Here is a 19,069-nt window from a genome sequence, read left to right on the forward strand (position 1 = left end):
TGAATTTTAAAGTGAATAATAATCCGGCAGCTTGTCGACCAGCAGCCAGATCGGTTTTTCAAGGGTACTGAGTTTAAAAACGAGGCCCATCAACTTTTTAAAGGCCTTTGCCGATGCGGTTCCTTTACCTGGTGCTTCGAGTGAACTCACCGGGGCAATACAACCCTTCAACTCTTTAGCCGCATCGTTGGCCTTATGGATCAGGATCAGCGTTCTACCCGGAACGGATTGCAACATCAGGTGCAGTTTATGTCGTTTACTGTAGCGGAAAACCAGTTTGAATTTCCCTTCAGGAATACAGGACTCCATGCGTATATTATTCCGCCAGGGGAGCTCGATGGTATAACAAAGGGGTTTGCCGTTATGGCTAAGGATTCCGTTGGTGCCCGACTCATAGTACCTGCGTTGTAAATGCAGTTCCATGGTTAAAGCTGTTGATCAAGTGTGACCTGGTTACCGGGAATATCGGAGGCGCTTACCCGAATCAATGAACCAACCGTTGCAGGGTTCAACTGTGAGGTGGTATAAGTCCAGTCGATCAGATTCTGTTCCTGAATTGCCAGTCCCTGTTCCAGCAGGTTACCCTGCGGATCATAAATAGAGATGGTAACATTTGCAACAGAAAAATTATCCGTCACTTTAACCACAATCCTCTCACCCACTGAACCACTATAAGCCTCTGCCCTGAGATTTTCGATTACCGGTGCTTTAAATGCATCGGCAAAAGCAACGTTGGCAAATGTCTGGTAAGGCTTTGCTGCTGCAGCATAGCGCGCTTTGAGTTCAGGATTATCTTTAACTCCTTTTGCAAAGAGTACACAATCCCTGAATTTCAAACGGGTGACTGCCTGTTGCTCACTGGCTTTTAACAGTGGATTACTTGCCGGCATCTTTCCGAGGTAGGTTCTACCACCTCTTGTGCGCACGAGCATTTGTTTGCCGATTGCGCCGCCGAAGCCATTCATAAACATATTGGTTTTATTACGTGCCATTTTACTTAGTTTTTAAAAAGGTTTGGATAAATTTTGGTACCGTTTTTTTGAGAAATTAACCCTTGCTCCATCCTTGCTCTATCCTTGCTCTATCCTTGCTCTATCCTTGCTCCATCGCTGCTCTGATTTTTAAAGCGATTTTGCAATGATTTCGGATCAGGATTTAAGAAGTAAAGCAGATCAATTTCACGTTTGATAATCCAGCAACTCAGGCCTTTAATCCTGCGGAGGGAACGAACCGGGGACGCACTTCCCGGTTCGCTGTGCGTCACCCCGCAGGAGAGGGCCGGAGCGGCTGGCTTCTTTACACCACCACCATTTTTTCCATCAACTCATTGTAATAAGCCCTGCCGATGGGAAGGCGCTTATCATTGACCTGTACATGGTAGCCTTCAAAGAATTGAATATGGCTTCTGCCAATGATATAGCACTTGTGGATCCTGATGAAGGCCTCGGCTGGTAATTTGTCGGCCAACTCTTCCAATGGTCTTCTGACCAGATGGGATTTTTTGGCTGTTGTATGAATGCGACAGTAATTGTTGGACGACTCTACCAGGAGTATGTCTTCCAGGGCCACCCTGTAACGGCGGTTGTTGGTTTTGATGTACAGTTCATGAAGTTGCATGGTCGGTTATTGATGGGGTTAAAGAATTAATCAACTATAAGAATGGAAGAAGTTGTATCAAAATTTATGTGGTGAACGACATAAATATGTATGTGAACAACATAAAACGGATGGTGAACAACATTTCAGGAAAGTGAAAAAATGGACAGGGCTTGCCCCCTTGCCTTTTGCAGATCGGAATTTTTCAATCCGATTCTGCAATTGGCATTATCAATTTTGATATTTCGGGGAGTTTCGTTAGAAATTCAATGGTGTCCATTTACCATTGGCGAAGAGAGCAGACTGGCCGGGACTAAGCTGCCAGGAATCCTTACCTGCTTCAAAAAGGATATCGGCATTTATTGCATCGAGGCGTATGGAATCGCCTGCCATGGCTGCGGTGATGCGCGCAGCTCCTGAAGGAATGCGTACATTAAACTCTTTAACGTTGATGTATAACCGCGCTTTATGAGAACCGCTTACATCAAACAATGCATCGCCTTTGAGGGTAACAATTCTTGTACTCCGGAATTTCATCGGATAGTTGACAGAAGCGTTGGGTGAGAGTTGAACTGTTGAGCTATCCGGAAGTATTACAGAAAGGTTACTATCGGCGGGCGCTGTTTTATTGAACATCCTGAAATCCTTTGCTGCATTGCCTTCGCCTGCCATGATGATGGGATTGTTCTGTTGTTCCCATTGTACCGCGAGGTGAATAAGCCAGGCAGAGAGGCAGAAGATGAAAAAGGCGGCAAGGTTGTACTCGAAAGTGCCGCGGGCAAACCATTTATTTGTTTTCTCTTCGAGAAAGGCAAGGCTGGGGTCATGAACAGATTTCATTACCCACGATTCAAACTCTTTCATATTCTGATCATTAGCCATTATCCATATTTCAAGTTCTCTTTTTTCACGAAGAGAAAGCTTATTACGGAAGAAAGAAGTCATCAGGTATCTTGGCCTTGCATCAGGGGCAAGGTACCTGGAAATGGTTTCATATAATTTTTGACTCATAGGTTCTATAGTTTAGCTGGCGCCATTGATTAGGGGTTAATTTATGTTGGTCTGAAAAGTCTTTAACCAGGTGGGGAGCATGACAATACCCAGTTAGTTTAGCGATCTCATCTAAAAGCTTATCCGTGTGCGAGAGTAAATGCTTAACCAGTTCGTTACGGTAATTATAGAGGAAATCGTGTATGGTCATTTTAGTATGAAGTTTAAATTGTAATTGAATAGTAGTCTTATTGACTCCTACAATTGTTGCCAACTCCGGAATGGTATACCGTTTTTCTAGCTGGGTACGTATGATATGAGCCAATTCCATCACTTTGTGGTAATAACGGCCTTTGACTTTTTGGTTTTGAACTGTTACTACATGACCAGTCAAAAAAGAGTAGATTGTCTGGTAATAAAGTAATGGGCAACTATCATCGGAAAAATTATGATTGAATAAACTATGGACCATTGCAGCCATCGTTGGTGAACTATAATAAATTTCACTGGTCAGCAGATTTGATGATTTGGGAATTAACCTGGGAAGGTCATAAATATAAAAAATGAAAATTTCGGCCCCTTCTTTCTCACAAGATTGGAAGATATATTCCCGGGCATTCGTAATAACATAGCTTCCAATATTCAACTTTTTTGGATCTTTTCCATCCTGTGAAATCTGGGCTGCTCCACTATAGATATATTCTATTCGAATGCAGTCGGGCAGCTCCTCTACATTCAGATTGGCTTCCTTTTTATAATCGAACTTCCTATAGCTAATGCCATACATTTCTGATTGGATATCCTGTACCCATAAATCACCTTGAAAAGATTTCCTGAAAAAAATGTTTGATCCAGTAATATAGGGTTGAGAAAAATCATCAGGTGGAATTTTACTGAACAAGAAGGGTTTTCTGTCTTTGAAAAAAAGTTTGAATAACACGATAAACAATTTAAGGGTGATAAATTGTTCATGGGGCAGGACTAAGAGGGAGGGGGACGGAGTGTAGAACGGGAAGATCCAATTGGATAAATCACTAACGGTAATGATCAGGTAAACTTAAAAACGGAGATTGAAATGAGCAAATTCCGGCTCAGGAAATACCCGTTTATGCAAGATTTATTGTCAATTTTGAAATTTTCTTCTCCAGGGCGTTATCAGAATATCCAAATCTATATTGAGATCACTGCTCAGTTTGTCTAACTCATTTTGAAGATTACCTGTAAGTGCCTCATTTCTTATCAACCAATATATTTCTTCTCCGATACTCCTGATTTGACTATTGTAATTAAGTTGGCGGATAACTTTATCGTCAACCACCCGTGTTATAGAAATAAATACCTGGTCAGTTGTGGATTGATCTTGTGGAATACGGGAGAAAGTGCTTTCCAGCCAACGCCTTGAATCATCGGGAAGAACGATTTGATAAACAAATTGAGGAAAGGCGATAGAATCGTTTTCAACGATTTCATAGTAATAACTCACCAGGTCCTCGAATTCTTCTTCAAAAGCCCTAAAAAGAATGTGTTTACCAATCAAATCTTCCGGTGGATAACCTACTATTTTAGAACTTGAAGCCGATACCTGTTTAAAAATACCATTCTCATCATGAACCCCTATAAGATCAGGAGCATTGTTGAATATAGTTTCGAAAGCAAGGGGTTGGAAATCGGATTTTGGTTGCTGGCGCTTCTCAGCTTTTTCAATCAAATCAGCCAAATATTCAATGCACCTGAACCCACTATAATCCAGAAGCAGGTCAAAATAGAAGTCATTTGCATAGCATTCATGCATCCAGTTATCAATTTCATCCTTTTCCTCCTGCGAGGCGGTTTCGAGAAAATATCTGTGCAAATACCCTAGTATTTTAGGTGTAAGGTTTGCAATAGGCTCCATTCTCTCAAGGGCTGTTAGCCTTTTGTCTTTGGTTGCGAATTCAAAATGATACATAGATGTTGGTTTGGTTATTACAATTAACTAAATTTTTGAATATGGTCAGGGGGAGAAAAACACGGTATTTTTCAAGCTGGAGTAGCCTGCACAAGCAGAGATATAGCTGAATTAGCGTTTCAACATTAACAGCTTGTTTGGAGCAAAAGGGGTGAAATAGCGTAATTTTGTGTTCTACGATTGCCTGCGGCCTTGCAGGCTATTTTTATGCCCTGCAGCCAAACACACACAAAAGAAAAATGATGAAAACTAATAATCAGCAAATGCCTTACCGCAGCCTGCTTACTCCCAATAGCAGGAGAATGTATGTTGCGGGTACGGTTAAAGAAAAAGAAAACAAGGAACCTGCTAAACAGGATACCCGCAGAAGATTGAGCATCGCGAACTATTTCTCTGGTCCGCATTGCATATTCCAGCCCTAAGCGAGCCATTGGGCTGAGCTTAGCGCCATTCATCCCTTTTAGGTTGAGAAAAGCGGAAAATGTATAATCTTTCCTCTTCAAAACCTTGTATATGCGAATTCTATGGATGGCGTTTCTGGTCTGCTGCGTGATGCATGGGCAGGCACAAAATACTCCTGAACAATTTGAGCCGGGAATCATTTCAACCGGCGGTGAATTTGGCCTGACTATTTCGCCCGATTCCAGGATCGCACTCTGGGTTTATTCCGGTGGTGGGCGAGATACCTTGCAGATCATGCAATCGGAGAAATTTCGGGGCAAGTGGACCAAGCCTGTGGTGGCAAGTTTTTCAACCCGAAATGCGGATTGGAAGGATATTGATCCCATGTTTAGCGTGGATGGTAAAACGGTTCTGTTTCAAAGCAACCGGCCGGTAGCGGGAAAGCCTGAGCGGAAGGGATTTGATATCTGGGCAGTGAAGAGAAATGGGAATGGCTGGACGGAGCCCTATCATTTAGGAAATACCATCAATACAGATAGTTCCGAATCATTTGCTTCCATGGCAGGTAATGGAAATATCTATTTCATGAAATCCAACGAGGATGGTGTGGGGAGTTCTGATATTTATGTATCAGCATGGAAGGATGTCGAATATCAGGTACCACAGAACCTGGGTGTGCCGATCAATACGAGAGGAAGGGAATCCAATCCTTACATATCGCCGGAGGAAGATTATTTGATCTATTTCTCTACCGATTCAAGTGGTTATGGGGAGATAGATCTCTATATCAGTTTTCGCAAAGATGGAAACTGGGGCAAGCCCATAAACCTGGGTATGCCGATCAATTCAGCGGTGGCAGAATTTTGTCCCTTTGTGCATCAAAAGGAAAAGAAATTATACTTCAGCCGGCAAACGCGCAATGGAAAGCGGTTTACAGAACAATTAATCTCTGTAGATTTTGATGTGGAGAAGTACAGGAAATAACTATTCCGGACTCCTTTCCACTTTATTGGAAATTGGCGGAATTGACATCAGGTATTTGTAGATAGCTGCTGCTTCCTTATCTGTTAGTTCTGTGTATGGTTTCATCGGGTATCGCAATGCAGGTTCGCCCTCTTTGATTCCCGATTTAAGCGCTTTTACAAATTTTTCTTCCGACCAGTTACCAATACCGGTTACCTTATCAGGAGTCAGGTTTGGTGTAGGCATTACTTGTCCCTCCTCGTTAAGCGGCTTATTACCCCCACCAAAATAGCCTTCACTGTGTTCTGGAACAAGAAAATCGTTTGATTTAAAATCGGCTGAATGGCAGGAAAAACATTCGAGATTTTTTGCCAGGTAGCCTCCCAGTTCAATGGCGTTGGATGTATCCGGCATCGGGATCGGTGCAGTAGGCATAGGGAATGGCTTGAAAACGGTATTGGTAAGCGCTTTAGTAAGGAATGAGGGCTTTGCTGGCTGGTCAGGAATATCAGCCGCTGCAACCATGCGATCATTTGATTTAAGAAAGGCGATGATGGCATTGATATCCTGGTCAGCCATCAGCGGGAGTTTAGCCATATAAGGTGGTGCATATTTGCCATCCCTTTTGATACCGGTTCTGAGCAGGAAGAGGATCTCCCCTTCTGTCCAGTCGCCAATTCCATAAGTCTTGTGCTGGGTAATATTTGGTGCATGAATTTCACCAAATTCTTTAGGGGCATCAACCATCGGCCTTCCGGTTAATTGTCGGGTATCGGGGTTGAGGTGGCAGCTTGCACATAACATGGATGCAAGTTTTTTTCCTCTGGCAAGTGATGCGGAATCAGTATTGAGGGTAATGGGAGGTTTTTCCACGGGGTAAGATGGTATTCCTTTCACTTGTATAAACAACAAAGCGGCCAGCAATATCAATACTATTGTTGTGCCGCCATAGATGAGAATCTTTCTCATAATCAGAGCTTGATGGTTTAGGAAGGGTTATTCCATAATATTACAAATTTATTTCAGATAAGAAAAGAGAATAAGAAGAGGGTATTATACCAGTGTTGAATTAAGGAGTTTAGCGCTGTCGAGAATTGGTTGAATATTTTCCATCAAAGGAGGAGAATGCCTTATGGCATCGAGATGGCGCTGGTGATGGAGATCTGTACCGAGGAAGGAAACCAGTTTATGCTTTGTGAGATACTGCGCCAATTGAAGTGCTTGCTTGCCGTAGTAGCCAGTAAGGGAATTAAGGTTAACCTGCAACAGAACGCCCATGTCAGCTATTTGCTGAAAAATTTCTGGCTGGGCAGCCAGGTAGTTATACCGTTCGGGGTGAGCCAGCACGGGTTGGTAGCCCTGGATAAGAAGATCAAAGAACACTGTTTTCCAATCGAATGGAAGGGCAACAAAGGAAAATTCTACAAGGACGTAATTATTCTTTAGTGTTCTAAGCGGTGTTTTTTCTTTAAGAAGGTTCGTGAAATGATCATCGATCATATATTCTGCGGCTGCATGGAGTGACAATGAAACGTTCGCAGAAGAGGCGGCAACATTTAATCTTGTATGTGCATCGCCTATTGTATTATCATTATTCCGGTAAAGATCCCAAAAGATATGGGGAGTTGTAATAAACCTGCTGAAGCCTAGTTCAGTCAAGCCATTGATAAGATGCAAGGATGTTTCCGTATCAGGAGATCCATCATCAATGCCGGGGAGCAGATGAGAATGCATGTCGATACCAATGACAGATAAGTCAGGCGCTGGAGGAAGCTTTTTTTTAAATAGAGAGAACATGGTGCCGGTCAGGCATGTTTGGTTTTAAATTCTTCGTAAACAGCTTTAAGTCCTTCTTCCAGCTCTATCCTATGTTTCCAACCGAGGGAATGCAGCTTGTCAACATTCATTAGTTTTCTCGGTGTACCATCTGGTTTAGAAAGGTCATGTTCAATAGCACCTTCGTACCCTACTACTTTCTGTACCATCAGCGCGAGATCTTTAATGGCAATATCATCTCCTACCCCAACATTCACCAATCCCGAATCACTATAGTTCTGCATAAGAAAAAAACATGCATCAGCAAGATCATCGGCATGAAGGAATTCTCGCTTAGGCGTGCCTGTTCCCCACATCACAACGGAAGGTTCGTTGTTTTGTTTTGCTTCATGAAATTTTCGAATAAGTGCGGGGAGTACATGTGAGTTCTTCAGGTCGTAGTTATCATTAGGACCATAAAGATTGGTAGGCATAACAGAAATGAAATCGCAGCCATATTGCGAACGGTAAGCATCACAAAGTTTTATGCCGGCGATTTTGGCTATGGCATAAGGCTCATTGGTTGGCTCAAGTTCACCAGTAAGTAAATACTCCTCTTTCAATGGCTGCGGAGCCATTTTCGGGTATATACAGGAGGAACCAAGGAACATAAGTTTCTTAACACCATTTGTATAGGCAGAATGGATCACATTGTTCTGGATCATCAGGTTATCATAGAGAAATTCACCCCGATAGGTATTGTTGGCGAGTATGCCCCCAACTTTTGCTGCTGCCAGGAAAACATATTCAGGTTTTTCAGCGACAAAAAAATCAGCAACGGCCTGCTGGCTACGTAGATCAAGTTCAGCAGAGGTCCGTAAGACAAAATTTGTAAACCCTTCCTGCTGTAATTTCCTATGAATAGCAGAACCGACCATCCCACGATGGCCGGCTATATAAATTTTCGAATTGACTTGCATAATTACTCGTACTGGTTTTTCACATAATAGCCGCTTTCTTTCAGGAGCTTTTCTTTTTTGAAACTCTCCACATCAGCAGCCACCATTTCTTTAACAAGGGCAGGGAGATCATATTTAGGTTTCCAGCCCAATTGGGTATTTGCTTTTGTTGGATCACCAATCAATAATTCCACTTCAGTTGGACGATAATAGCGGGGATCAACAGCAACTACTTCTTTGCCAATTTCCAATTGATATTCAGGATTACTGCAAGAAACTACGATGGCCACTTCATTTGCATCCTTACCACGGAAGGCTAGTTCAATTCCCACTTCTGCAAATGCCATCCTCACAAATTCTCTTACGGGTGTTGTAACCCCGGTAGCAATTACATAATCTTCTGGTTTTTCTTGCTGGAGGATAAGCCACATGGCTTCAACATAATCTTTTGCATGACCCCAGTCGCGCTGTGCGTCAAGATTACCCAGGTAAATTTTATCCTGAAGACCAAGTGCCATTTTAGCCACACCACGCGTGATCTTCCGGGTTACAAAAGTTTCACCGCGGAGAGGTGATTCGTGGTTGAAGAGGATACCATTTACAGCAAACATGCCATAGGCTTCCCTATAGTTTACGGTAATCCAGTAGGCATACATTTTTGCTACTGCATAAGGCGAGCGAGGATAAAATGGGGTTGTTTCAGATTGTGGTACAGCCTGCACTAAACCATACAACTCAGAGGTAGAGGCCTGGTAGACCTTAGTCTTTTCTGTTAACCCTAATAAACGTACTGCTTCCAGGATTCTGAGCGTTCCAATACCATCGGCATTGGCAGTATATTCAGGTTCTTCGAAGCTCACATGCACATGGCTCATTGCCGCGAGGTTGTAGATCTCATCCGGTTGAGTTTCCTGGATGATGCGGATGAGGTTGGTGCTGTCGGTCAGATCACCATAATGTAATTTCAGCCGAACATCTTTATCATGCGGATCCTGGTAAAGGTGGTCGATCCTGTCTGTATTGAAGAGGGATGCTCTGCGCTTGATCCCATGAACGAAATAACCTTTTTCAAGTAACAACTCGGTCAGGTAGGCGCCATCCTGGCCCGTAATACCTGTAACTAAAGCAACTTTGGACATATTTAATATTTAAGAAAAAACTGAGATAGCTTTCTAAAGGGTTTCAAAGGTATGGTAAAAAAATAAGGGGTAAGGCCGTTTACATCCCATGCACGACGATCTTCGCGGTTAGCGCGCCAGCGATTCTTGAAACTTGCATTGCTCATTCCACCATTTCTCATTTTCACTATCACTTCGGGTAAATAGGTTGCCGGGATATCATAGCGAACCAGAAAGCGTAGCATCAATTCGTAATCAGCTGCCGATTTAAAACTGGTATCAAACAAGCCACACTCATCAAACAATTCACGCCTTACAAAAAATGTTGGGTGGGGAGGCATCCAGCCATAAAAGAAGTTCTGGGAGCTGTATTCACCGCTATTCCATTGACGGACTACTTTGTTCAGGTTATCCTGTTTTACATATTGCAGATCAGCATATACAATTTGAACATCAGGATTTCTAAAAAGTCTGGCAACTTTCTCCAAAACCCTGTTATGGGCATAAATATCATCCGAATTTAAAATGCCTACGATATCACCACTCGCAAGAAGTATTCCCTTATTCATGGCATCATAAATACCGGTATCGGGTTCTGAGATAATTTTTGAGACATGAGGGTATTTATATACCCGATTCAGCGTATCATCGGTGGATTGCCCGTCAATAATTATATGTTCCACATCCGTATGTGTTTGACGCCCCACGCTGATAAGAGTATCTTCCACAGTAGCCGAACTATTAAATGTGGCAGTTATAATTGAAATAGTACACATACTAAAATTATTTATTCAGGTATTATCCTTTCTTTTATGGGCAAAGCAGGATTTCCCTGATAAACCGTATATGGTTCAAGATTTTTAGTTGCGACAGATCCAACAGCCAGTACTGCATGGGATTGACAGGTGACCCCCGGACAAACAACCGAATGAGCTCCTATCCAAACGCCATCATCCAGATAAATGGATTTAACACTCAGGTCGAAGGTAGATTTTGAATAATCATGATTCCCGGTTAAAAGCATTGCTCCCTGTGATATACAAACATTGTTCCCGATAACCACTTCAGTGAGATTATCAATCCATACATTCTCACCTATCCAGCAATAATCTCCAATAGTAAGTTTCCAGGGATATTTAATATTCACGGATGGTTTCAAAACCAGGCCCTTGCCAATTTTTGCGCCGAAGAAACGAAGCAGACTGACCTTAATGCCAGATATTGGGAAAAATTGAGTGGCAAAAACAAATGCATTAAAGTAATACCAAACAAATTGTTTGAAACGCGATGCCCCGATGGTGGGCGCATACCAACTGTTATTGTATGATGAAAGATCAGTTTTCATTGATGGGAAAAAGTTTGAAATAGGCGCTCATTGGATCGTTTGCAGATAAATATTCCTTGACAAAATTAAAAGCTCCCCGGGCATAATTTTCATATTCCCTTTGATCCATTCCAACAAAATTATTCAACACATTAATAAATGCCTCTGGATTTGTCAAAGAGAGGTCCCAGCCTGCATTTTTGACTTCCAGGTTTCGCCATGGTGTTTGATCACTAATCAACACAGGTTTACCCATTGACAAGGATTCAAATATTGCATGTCCAAAATTTTCTCCTAAAGTTGGCGAAACCAGTATATGATGCTGTCTCAATTTTTCACTTGTAATATTATGGGGCAATTCTCCGGCAAATTCAACCTTAATTCTTTCCGGAAAAGAATTAATCAATTGCCTGCAAATATTTACATAGCCCCTATCCTCCGGAAGCCCAACAATGGTCAGTTTAATCTGCCCCTTTACAGAACCCAGCAGGTCAAGTAAAAATTTGAGATTCTTCACCGGGTGAATACGTCCAATAAAAATGATGGAAAGTCCACCAGGGTCCTTTTTGACAGGATAGATTTCATCAGGAACGTTACCCGGAATATTAGCTGCTCTGATTACATCAACCTGTCCAAATAGCTGTCGTATATTTTGCTCTTCATTAATGTCTGTGGCATGAAAAGTAATCTTTGACGGGATACCCATTAAGCGAATTATTCTGAGAAATAATTTTTTCTTAACGGGTTTGAAAGCAAGGGCACTTGATTTAAGCATTCCCCTTGGAGCCAATACTAACTTTGCCCGGAAATCGAATAATCTTTTCAGCATCATTGGGTAAACAGCAAAGGCTGTTGAGAACATGCTGTTACAATAAACATAATCCGGATCCAGTTCCTTAATCACTGTTAAAACTGAACCATATTTTTGGTTCTGGGGGGTAGCATAATAAACCTGAGCTACGTCCTTGTATTTAACCCAGGAATTTGTTGTAATTCCATTCATCGATTGCAATTCACCAAGGTCCCGATCACCTGTAAAAACAAATACATCATACCAACGACTGGCGTATTCAGCAAAATTAACTACTGATTGTACCGGACCACCCGCCTTAAAGGCTGGTGCAAACCAATCAGCCATTACCAGCAGCCTTGGCTTATTTTTTGATTTTAATTTCAAGATGCTTCTGCTACCCTTTTATAAATCCCTTCATACTTTTTGGCTATGGCCTCCGACCGGTATGCTTCAACATTCTCAAAGCCTTTCTCAATAAGGCTATCGGCAAATGAGGGATCGCCTGAAATAAGAAGCACTGCTTTTCTTATATCACTTACATCATATGGATCCACGAGTAATGCCCCCTGCCCTGCTACAGTACACATTGGTTCCAGGTTGCTTGTTATAACGGGTGTGCCAGTTGCCTGTGCTTCCAGAATTGGCAAACCAAAGCCTTCACTCAGGCTAGCAAACATAACAAGATTTGATTGCTGGTATAAGTTTACCAACTGAGGCTCATTCAAATTACTAACATAAATTAGATCCAATTTTCTACTTGAAATAATCTCTTCCTGCTCGTTAGTAACCTTACCCAGAATAGTAAGTTGGACAGGTAATCCATCCAAAGCATCCAAAACCCTTTCCAGGTTTTTATTCCAACGGGTACCCACCTGAAGTATTTTAAATGGATTGTTGGCTGTAGGCTTTGGCCGTGGTTCGAAATATTCTAATACAGGATTGGGTATTACTTCTATTTTTTGGGCGTCACAACCAGTTAATCGAATAATGTCCTCCTTTGTTGCCTGAGAGATAGCGATAATTTTGCGGCAATGCTTCACGGGAAGAGTCAACCAAAACAATTTCAATAAATATGCTTTGACGCCATTGCTTCTCCTGATAAAATTACAATCGTGCAATGTCAGAATTGTTTTATTACCAGGTAAGAAAAGTGATACATAGTTAACCTCCCCAGTAATATGATAAACATCCGCTTTCATCTTTCTCAGTTGTTTCCAATTGGACAATATCGCTTTCCAACTAGCTGCCGATGCTCCAAGTTCAACTACTTCTAACTCTATTGAGGACCCCAGATGTTGATTCACTGCCTGGTAGACTTTCTCAATGCTAAAAAAATCCTGTTTCCTTTTTCGGAATACCTGAATAACTTTCAAATGGAAATTTAATTGAACTGTAAGGCAACATTAAAAGAGTCGAATGAGACCCTGGTGATATAAACAGAACTTTTGTTCTTTGCCATACTCCAGTTATTTCTTGGAGCTTCAGATCTTCCCTGGATGGACATCTCTTCCATAAATGAGGTCTCATTCTTCACATTAATAAACTTATTGGGAGTTGATTTAATAACCTGGCAATATGGATCATCTTTATAAAAACACTGTGTGGTGATACCTGCCAACGCTATCTGCCCCTTTGTTCTGAGAGGTAAAGTTCCGTTGATGTCTTTTTTGTAATAAAAATTTGCGTTCCACATCAAAAATTTCAAACGGTCATGATTGCCCTTGAATTCTATGCCCCCTTGTATATAAGTGTTTAACAATGATATATTACCTGTAAAGTCCCCTACTTTTATTGTGGGTGTACTATCACCACGGTTTGGAGCGATTTTGGCACCATCGATTGTAATAAAGCCATCACCAGCAAAATTCAATGCAACTTCCTGCGGTCCTTCCCACCAGCAATCCTTTGCCACAAAACGAGCACCGTTGAAAACTTTCACACCTGCATACTGGCCACCAAATGCATTTAACCTCGATACCCCTTTGCCTGTTTTTACAAGATCGCCGCCAATGAGGATATTACCTGAACTGAAAAATGAATTATTCTTTTCAAAGTAAGTATGGTTGATACCCTTGATAAAAAGACTGGTATCAGCAATACAGTATATCTGATCTATATGTACGGCAGCATCTTTCTGATCCACTCCCTGGAAATCAATGCCCTTCCATTTATAGCGGGCAGCAGTACCAAATTGCATTTCCCGGAAGCTAACATGGGTGGGCCCTTTGACTATAAACAATGCCGGACCGGGAAAAATATTGGGGTCCTGGGACCGTATTGTTGTGGAATATCTTAATCCATCACCTACGAACTGGATATCAGTATTAGCCGGAACAATTACAGGCTTTTTCAAAATATAATCCCCGAATGGAAAGTAAACTACGGGTCTATTACCTCTATAACGAGATGCCTCATTAATAATTCTTTGAATAACTATATTATCGGCCCCCCTTGGAACAGCAAACATTCTCCTTCTTGTTAGCTTGGGGGTTTTGGGCATTGCAGCCAGGAATGCAGCAGATGATAACTGCCCATTAAAATGCTGGTCACCGGCAGAATATATTTGGGGTTTTTCAACAGCAAGCCTTATTGGTTGCTTTTGGTAACCGTAAGAATTTCCGAGTGAAAGCAGTTGATAGCTAACAGGGGCAAAACTCCTCTGGTTCACCATAAAAGGATAGGCGCTATCCCTGGACTTTGAAATAATATTATCATATAAAGACAGTCTCCCTACATGGTAATACTGAATTGGCATTGTGCCTGTATTACTGATAACATTTTCCTCAAATGTCCTTTTAAAAGGATTAGAGCTCATTCCCTCGTCACCTGAGAATTGATAACTGTTTTCAGAAAAACAATGCCTAAGAGAAGTATAATAACCATCCTTATGAACCACATCACTTCCGCAACGTGTGAAATAGCAGCGATAGGCATGATAGTTTCCATATGAACTATAAATCCCTCTTTTACATTCCAGGAACCTGGAATCCCAAACCCAATATTCCAGGGCATTATAACCCACTATTCTAATTCCGGCCTCGGTACATTTATTGAACACACATCGCCGGATTGTTATCTCAGAATCATTATTACCCGTACCGTTAGTTCCACCTCCACCAAGTGTACCACCACTAATACCAAATTTTGGTTTTCCAATAAAATACAGATCGCTTAATTCAATATTTAAGGTGGCAAAGCTTCTACTCGTAGGAGTGTTCCACTTCTCCTTCCAATGGATCCCAACACATTCCGTTCCTGCAATGTCATTAGCGTTAAAGGTGATGCGCGACAATTTAAAATAAGCAGAACCGTTGGACCAGAACATGGTGTCATTAGCTTTTCCTGCCCATTCAATAAAAGTATTTTGAGGATCTTCTCCAACAATCTGAACACCAATTTTGCCTCTTAATCGTAATGTTTCAGAAATCCGATATCTACCCTTAGGCAGATAAATAACGGTATAAGCTTTTTCACCTGTGTTGAACTTCACAGGGGTACAGGTGAGGCTGTCTAATGCCTGTTGAAGCGAGCGGGTATCATCCTGCCTGCCATTTCCCGCAGCACGGAATCGCGACTTAACATTCGCCCATCCCGGCATGGCACCATTAAATTCTTCAAGCGCCTGAGAATAAGCGTTAAAAGTGGGCAACAACATTACCAGCAAGACAGTAACCGCAACTGGTAATCGTTTTCTCACCTGGTTTCGCTTTATAATTTGGACTATCTCAAATAGTTTCGGATATACCTTATAAAGAGCAAAAACAAAAACAGATGATTTGATCAAAGAATTCATGATTTGAAGGGTATCGGTTTCAGCGGAATAGGTAACCTGGTAAAAAATTACGGGCATCCATAAAAGGACCAGGGGAACCTTTGTGGAAATTTTAAAAAGTAAAGAATATGCCCATCGGATGAAAAGTCCTAATAAAAACATATACAAAATGCCCCCACTTACACCAAAACTCCCATAAGCTTCACCCACAGGACCAATATTTGTTGAATAACCTTTAATAACGCTGCCTGTATAATGTTTCATGTTGAAACGCCCACCCGCTAATGGTTTATCGGGCCAGAAAAACCTGGGAACAAGCGAAGAAAACAGGTTGGTAAATAAGACTTTACCATTATCATGTAATTTGATCGAGGGAAATCTTATCATCACCAAAGCGATATTGAAACCCTGGTTGCCCCGGTAATAGATAGGAAAGAACCCTTTTTCATCAAGTATATCGCCACTCGACACTTTATCTACCAACAGCTCAACAAATAGTTCGACTTTATTGCCTTCATATTGTCCTTCCCATGTCATTTCCCTGTATATGGGCTTTATACTCTGGATGGCTACAAGCAACAATGCGCCTATAACGAAAACTAATAGCTTATTAATGAACGAATATTTCTTCCCCAGGAAAAAAAAGGAAAACATCAGCATGCCCATATAAGCCACGATGGTAAACATTCCTAACCGCAAGGAATAGAATACAATAAATAAACTAAAACCAGCAAGCAGGAGCTTTCTGTATTTCAAGTTAACGGTAAAGAATACATATAAAATTCCCGCGAAGGAAGAAAACCAGACCAGGTTAAGTACGAATTGCAGCGACATCGGAACTCTTTGAATCAAAAGCAGGGATACGAGACCAAATATGGTAATATAAATACCTTCGGTTTTAGAATGCCAAAGCTTTTCCTTTATACGCTTAAAGATCCCATACAGGTTTTGCCCGTAATCTGATTTTTCTGAGGATGGTGAAAATGGTAGAGTTATCGCAAAACTAAAGGCAGCAACTGCCGGAAGGGCATATCCGTAATAAATATCTTCGGATACTGGCATATAACGTACCCATAATTGTGCAAGGCTATCGGAACGGTTGTACAATGTGTAGCCCAGAATCGGGAACAGAAGACATATCAGTGTAAAATGAAATGCAATTAGTTCCCTTAATACTATGCCTTTCCCCAACTTGTCAAGGATCATCACAAGTAAAATTGCTTCCAGAGAAATTGACAAGCTGAAATAGCTTTTATCAAAAAATGATAAAACCATTACGGCGAAAAGTAAAATATTATATATGTATAATCTGTACTGCATGTTTAATTACCAGATACATTAGAAATCCGATCCAACAATCTTTTATATTCTTTTTCGTATGACTCTGAAAAAGGTAAATAAGAAAGACCTTCCCTGTTAATTAATTGTTCAACATTATATTCATCGAGATTTGAAAATGATACGGGCACTACTTTCGGAAACACCTTATCCGTATAATAAGGTATTACACCCTCAATTGCTGTATCTACCCACACATCAAGGCCACAGGCGAGATATTCAAACAATTTATTAGGAGCACTGTAAATAACATTCAATTCAATACCTTTATACAAGATCAGGCCTACATGATAAGAACTTAATACATCAGGCAGGTTGCTGTTATTAACATATCCACGAATCCTTACCCCTTTTACATTACACTCCCGGATAATGCGACGCAAACTTTCTGTTTCTGATTGTGTAAATATATCGAAGGTGTAATCTCTTTTCAAACCAGCTAACCAGGTCAAAAACTCCCTGATATAGGAGCCCTGCTCAGCTACTGAGCCTACGAATACAAAGCGAATCACATCAACCGAACGCAAAGAAGGATTTTTATGTGTTATCCATTCTGCAGGGGGGTAGTTCGGCATTATCTCACTATTCTTTAGTAAAGGTTGGTGAATATCATTCAAGAACATTTCCATTCGTTTCTGATTTGTATGTGAGACCCATTGTGCCTTACTATATAAAAGCAATTCTTTAGATTGAATGTAGGATTGGAATCTTGTTCGGGCATAATCCTTCGGACTCATATATTCATGGTAGTGAATATAAAGGTTGAAATCTTTCTTCAACAGTAGCTTACCGATAATAGTGGGTAATGCAGAACTTGTCTCAAAATATAATAAAGCATTTATCCTGGTGAGGCTCAACTGAAAGGTTCCTGCTAAATTGAACCACATCAACGATATAAGGTTTCGCCACTTTTTACCTTTTGAAAAACCATTACCCAGTCGAATTATCTGAATTCGGCGGGAACCGGAATGGTAAAGACCAACTGAATCGGGCGGATAGGTAGTATATACATTTACCTGCCATTCCGGAGCCAACGCTACATCTGCAAAATTCAAAAAATTAACAACAGGCGGAAATAGCTCAATTGGATTATAATGATAGATAAAAAGCCTCTTGCTCATACTACATCCAGTTGTACCAAAATATTCTTTAAAATGGAAGGGTAATCATATTTTCCCGTTCTCATTTTTTCAGTCCCCTTTTGGGTTAATATCTGCAATTGGTTTATATTATTCAAATAGTATTGAATCTTCTCTACAAGATCATCGTGGTCGTGGAAATACAAAACTTCATCCTCTCCATAAAATTGTCTTATTTCTTTATTATCCTCAGTTATCAATGCGGTACCGCAAGCAGGTATTTCAAATGTTCTGGTTGTGTGCAATTCGGGGAATCGCTTTGATAACAAACCAAGTGCGAGTAAAGAAGATGAAATGGCTTGCACATAATCCTCGCCAAAAATTCTTTCTCCAAGAAATGTAAAGTTTTCCATTCCCGAATATTTTTTCGATAGTTTACTCCACCCGTATCCCCCTATTTTAACTGGGAAACCTGCTTCAATCAACTTACTCAAAATATGGAGGCGATTAGGTTCTGCAAGTCCTATAAAACATATTCCCTTTTTTTCAGCAAATGAATGTAAAGGCTGATGCAAATTGGGGTTATAACCCTGGGTACAAAATATGGTTTTTTGTGATCCAGCTTTTTCATAATCCAGTAGCTCAAAAGATTTCGTCGTTATACAGGCATCGTAATAAGGAAGCCCTCTGAAAAACAATCCGGACCTGTTATGTGCAAAAGCAGTATCCGGTGTATAGTGGACCAGAAAGGCACCGGCATTTTTTATTTCTGATAATATATCAGGTTCAATAAACACACCTTTATCCACCCAAACGAAATCACCCTTCCCCATATCCTTTAACCTTTCCCTAATGTAATTATTGACCTTTTTTATCAATGGGCCGATATAAAACCTCCAGCCTATACTTTTGAATAACCTACCCGCATCGGTAATAGGAACGTTTGTATCAATAACTATATTAGCTGCAGCACCTATTAAACCCGCTAAAACTTCTCCCCGCATTCTGGAAGTGGACCCCGACTGGTATTGA

The 19,069-nt window shown here is 41.0% G+C and carries 19 protein-coding genes; 2 read left to right on the plus strand and 17 right to left on the minus strand.

Annotated features, from left to right (window positions below):
• Positions 1-6: 6 nt before the first annotated feature.
• The 6 genes from V6M43_RS04985 to V6M43_RS05010 form a co-directional block, all read right to left on the minus strand.
• Positions 7-423, minus strand: coding sequence for a DUF5675 family protein (locus V6M43_RS04985; RefSeq protein ID WP_332732957.1), 417 nt, complete (start codon positions 421-423; stop codon positions 7-9).
• 2 nt (positions 424-425) lie between these two features.
• Positions 426-992: a hypothetical protein gene (locus V6M43_RS04990; protein ID WP_332732958.1), complete on the minus strand. Its 567-nt coding sequence runs from the start codon at positions 990-992 to the stop codon at positions 426-428.
• A gap of 304 nt (positions 993-1,296) precedes the next feature.
• Positions 1,297-1,617 (minus strand): LytR/AlgR family response regulator transcription factor, encoded by a 321-nt coding sequence (locus V6M43_RS04995; protein WP_332732959.1) that lies wholly within the window; start codon positions 1,615-1,617, stop codon positions 1,297-1,299.
• A 237-nt stretch (positions 1,618-1,854) separates the two neighbouring features.
• Positions 1,855-2,607, minus strand: a complete 753-nt coding sequence (locus tag V6M43_RS05000) for a FecR domain-containing protein (RefSeq protein WP_332732961.1) — start codon at positions 2,605-2,607, stop codon at positions 1,855-1,857.
• Positions 2,588-3,526: a helix-turn-helix domain-containing protein gene (locus tag V6M43_RS05005; RefSeq protein ID WP_332732962.1), complete on the minus strand. Its 939-nt coding sequence runs from the start codon at positions 3,524-3,526 to the stop codon at positions 2,588-2,590. The genes V6M43_RS05000 and V6M43_RS05005 overlap by 20 nt, the downstream gene beginning before the upstream one ends.
• A 183-nt stretch (positions 3,527-3,709) precedes the next feature.
• A complete protein-coding gene (locus V6M43_RS05010; RefSeq protein ID WP_332732964.1) occupies positions 3,710-4,534 on the minus strand; it encodes a PAS domain S-box protein in 825 nt (274 codons plus the stop codon).
• A 242-nt stretch (positions 4,535-4,776) separates the two neighbouring features.
• On the opposite strand from V6M43_RS05010, the gene V6M43_RS05015 reads away from it, so the two are divergent.
• Together V6M43_RS05015 and V6M43_RS05020 are read left to right on the plus strand one after the other, a co-directional pair.
• Positions 4,777-4,956, plus strand: a complete 180-nt coding sequence (locus tag V6M43_RS05015; protein ID WP_332732966.1) for a hypothetical protein — start codon at positions 4,777-4,779, stop codon at positions 4,954-4,956.
• 91 nt (positions 4,957-5,047) lie between these two features.
• A complete protein-coding gene (locus V6M43_RS05020; protein WP_332732967.1) occupies positions 5,048-5,920 on the plus strand; it encodes a hypothetical protein in 873 nt (290 codons plus the stop codon).
• Here V6M43_RS05020 and V6M43_RS05025 read toward each other — a convergent pair whose 3' ends face one another.
• The 11 genes from V6M43_RS05025 to V6M43_RS05075 form a co-directional block, all read right to left on the minus strand.
• On the minus strand, positions 5,921-6,868 hold the full coding sequence (locus V6M43_RS05025) for a c-type cytochrome (RefSeq protein WP_332732968.1): 948 nt from the start codon (positions 6,866-6,868) through the stop codon (positions 5,921-5,923).
• A gap of 84 nt (positions 6,869-6,952) precedes the next feature.
• Entirely contained in the window at positions 6,953-7,633 is a 681-nt protein-coding gene (locus V6M43_RS05030) for a tyrosine-protein phosphatase (RefSeq protein ID WP_332732969.1), read from the minus strand.
• A gap of 71 nt (positions 7,634-7,704) precedes the next feature.
• Positions 7,705-8,634 (minus strand): GDP-L-fucose synthase, encoded by a 930-nt coding sequence (fcl, locus tag V6M43_RS05035; RefSeq protein WP_332732970.1) that lies wholly within the window; start codon positions 8,632-8,634, stop codon positions 7,705-7,707.
• Positions 8,635-8,636: 2 nt separating this feature from the next.
• Positions 8,637-9,752 (minus strand): GDP-mannose 4,6-dehydratase, encoded by a 1,116-nt coding sequence (gene gmd / locus V6M43_RS05040; protein ID WP_332732972.1) that lies wholly within the window; start codon positions 9,750-9,752, stop codon positions 8,637-8,639.
• Between the two features lie 2 nt (positions 9,753-9,754).
• The gene (locus V6M43_RS05045) at positions 9,755-10,507 is read right to left on the minus strand and encodes a glycosyltransferase family 2 protein (protein ID WP_332732974.1); all 753 of its coding nucleotides are present in this window, start codon (positions 10,505-10,507) and stop codon (positions 9,755-9,757) included.
• An 11-nt stretch (positions 10,508-10,518) separates the two neighbouring features.
• Positions 10,519-11,076 carry a putative colanic acid biosynthesis acetyltransferase gene (locus V6M43_RS05050; RefSeq protein ID WP_332732975.1) on the minus strand — a complete coding sequence of 186 codons (558 nt, stop codon included), beginning with the start codon at positions 11,074-11,076 and terminating at the stop codon, positions 10,519-10,521.
• The gene (locus V6M43_RS05055; RefSeq protein WP_332732976.1) at positions 11,066-12,232 is read right to left on the minus strand and encodes a glycosyltransferase; all 1,167 of its coding nucleotides are present in this window, start codon (positions 12,230-12,232) and stop codon (positions 11,066-11,068) included. The genes V6M43_RS05050 and V6M43_RS05055 overlap by 11 nt, the downstream gene beginning before the upstream one ends.
• Positions 12,229-13,221 (minus strand): glycosyltransferase family 4 protein, encoded by a 993-nt coding sequence (locus tag V6M43_RS05060; RefSeq protein ID WP_332732977.1) that lies wholly within the window; start codon positions 13,219-13,221, stop codon positions 12,229-12,231. Before V6M43_RS05060 ends, V6M43_RS05055 begins: the two co-directional genes overlap by 4 nt.
• An 8-nt stretch (positions 13,222-13,229) precedes the next feature.
• A complete protein-coding gene (locus tag V6M43_RS05065) occupies positions 13,230-16,940 on the minus strand; it encodes a glycosyl hydrolase family 28-related protein (RefSeq protein WP_332732979.1) in 3,711 nt (1,236 codons plus the stop codon).
• A 2-nt stretch (positions 16,941-16,942) separates the two neighbouring features.
• Positions 16,943-18,079 carry a hypothetical protein gene (locus tag V6M43_RS05070; RefSeq protein ID WP_332732981.1) on the minus strand — a complete coding sequence of 379 codons (1,137 nt, stop codon included), beginning with the start codon at positions 18,077-18,079 and terminating at the stop codon, positions 16,943-16,945.
• Positions 18,076-19,041, minus strand: a complete 966-nt coding sequence (locus tag V6M43_RS05075) for a CgeB family protein (protein WP_332732983.1) — start codon at positions 19,039-19,041, stop codon at positions 18,076-18,078. The genes V6M43_RS05070 and V6M43_RS05075 overlap by 4 nt, the downstream gene beginning before the upstream one ends.
• Positions 19,042-19,069 lie beyond the last annotated feature (28 nt).

Source organism: Flavihumibacter sp. (assembly GCF_036676075.1).
Classification (GTDB): Bacteria; Bacteroidota; Bacteroidia; order Chitinophagales; family Chitinophagaceae; genus Flavihumibacter.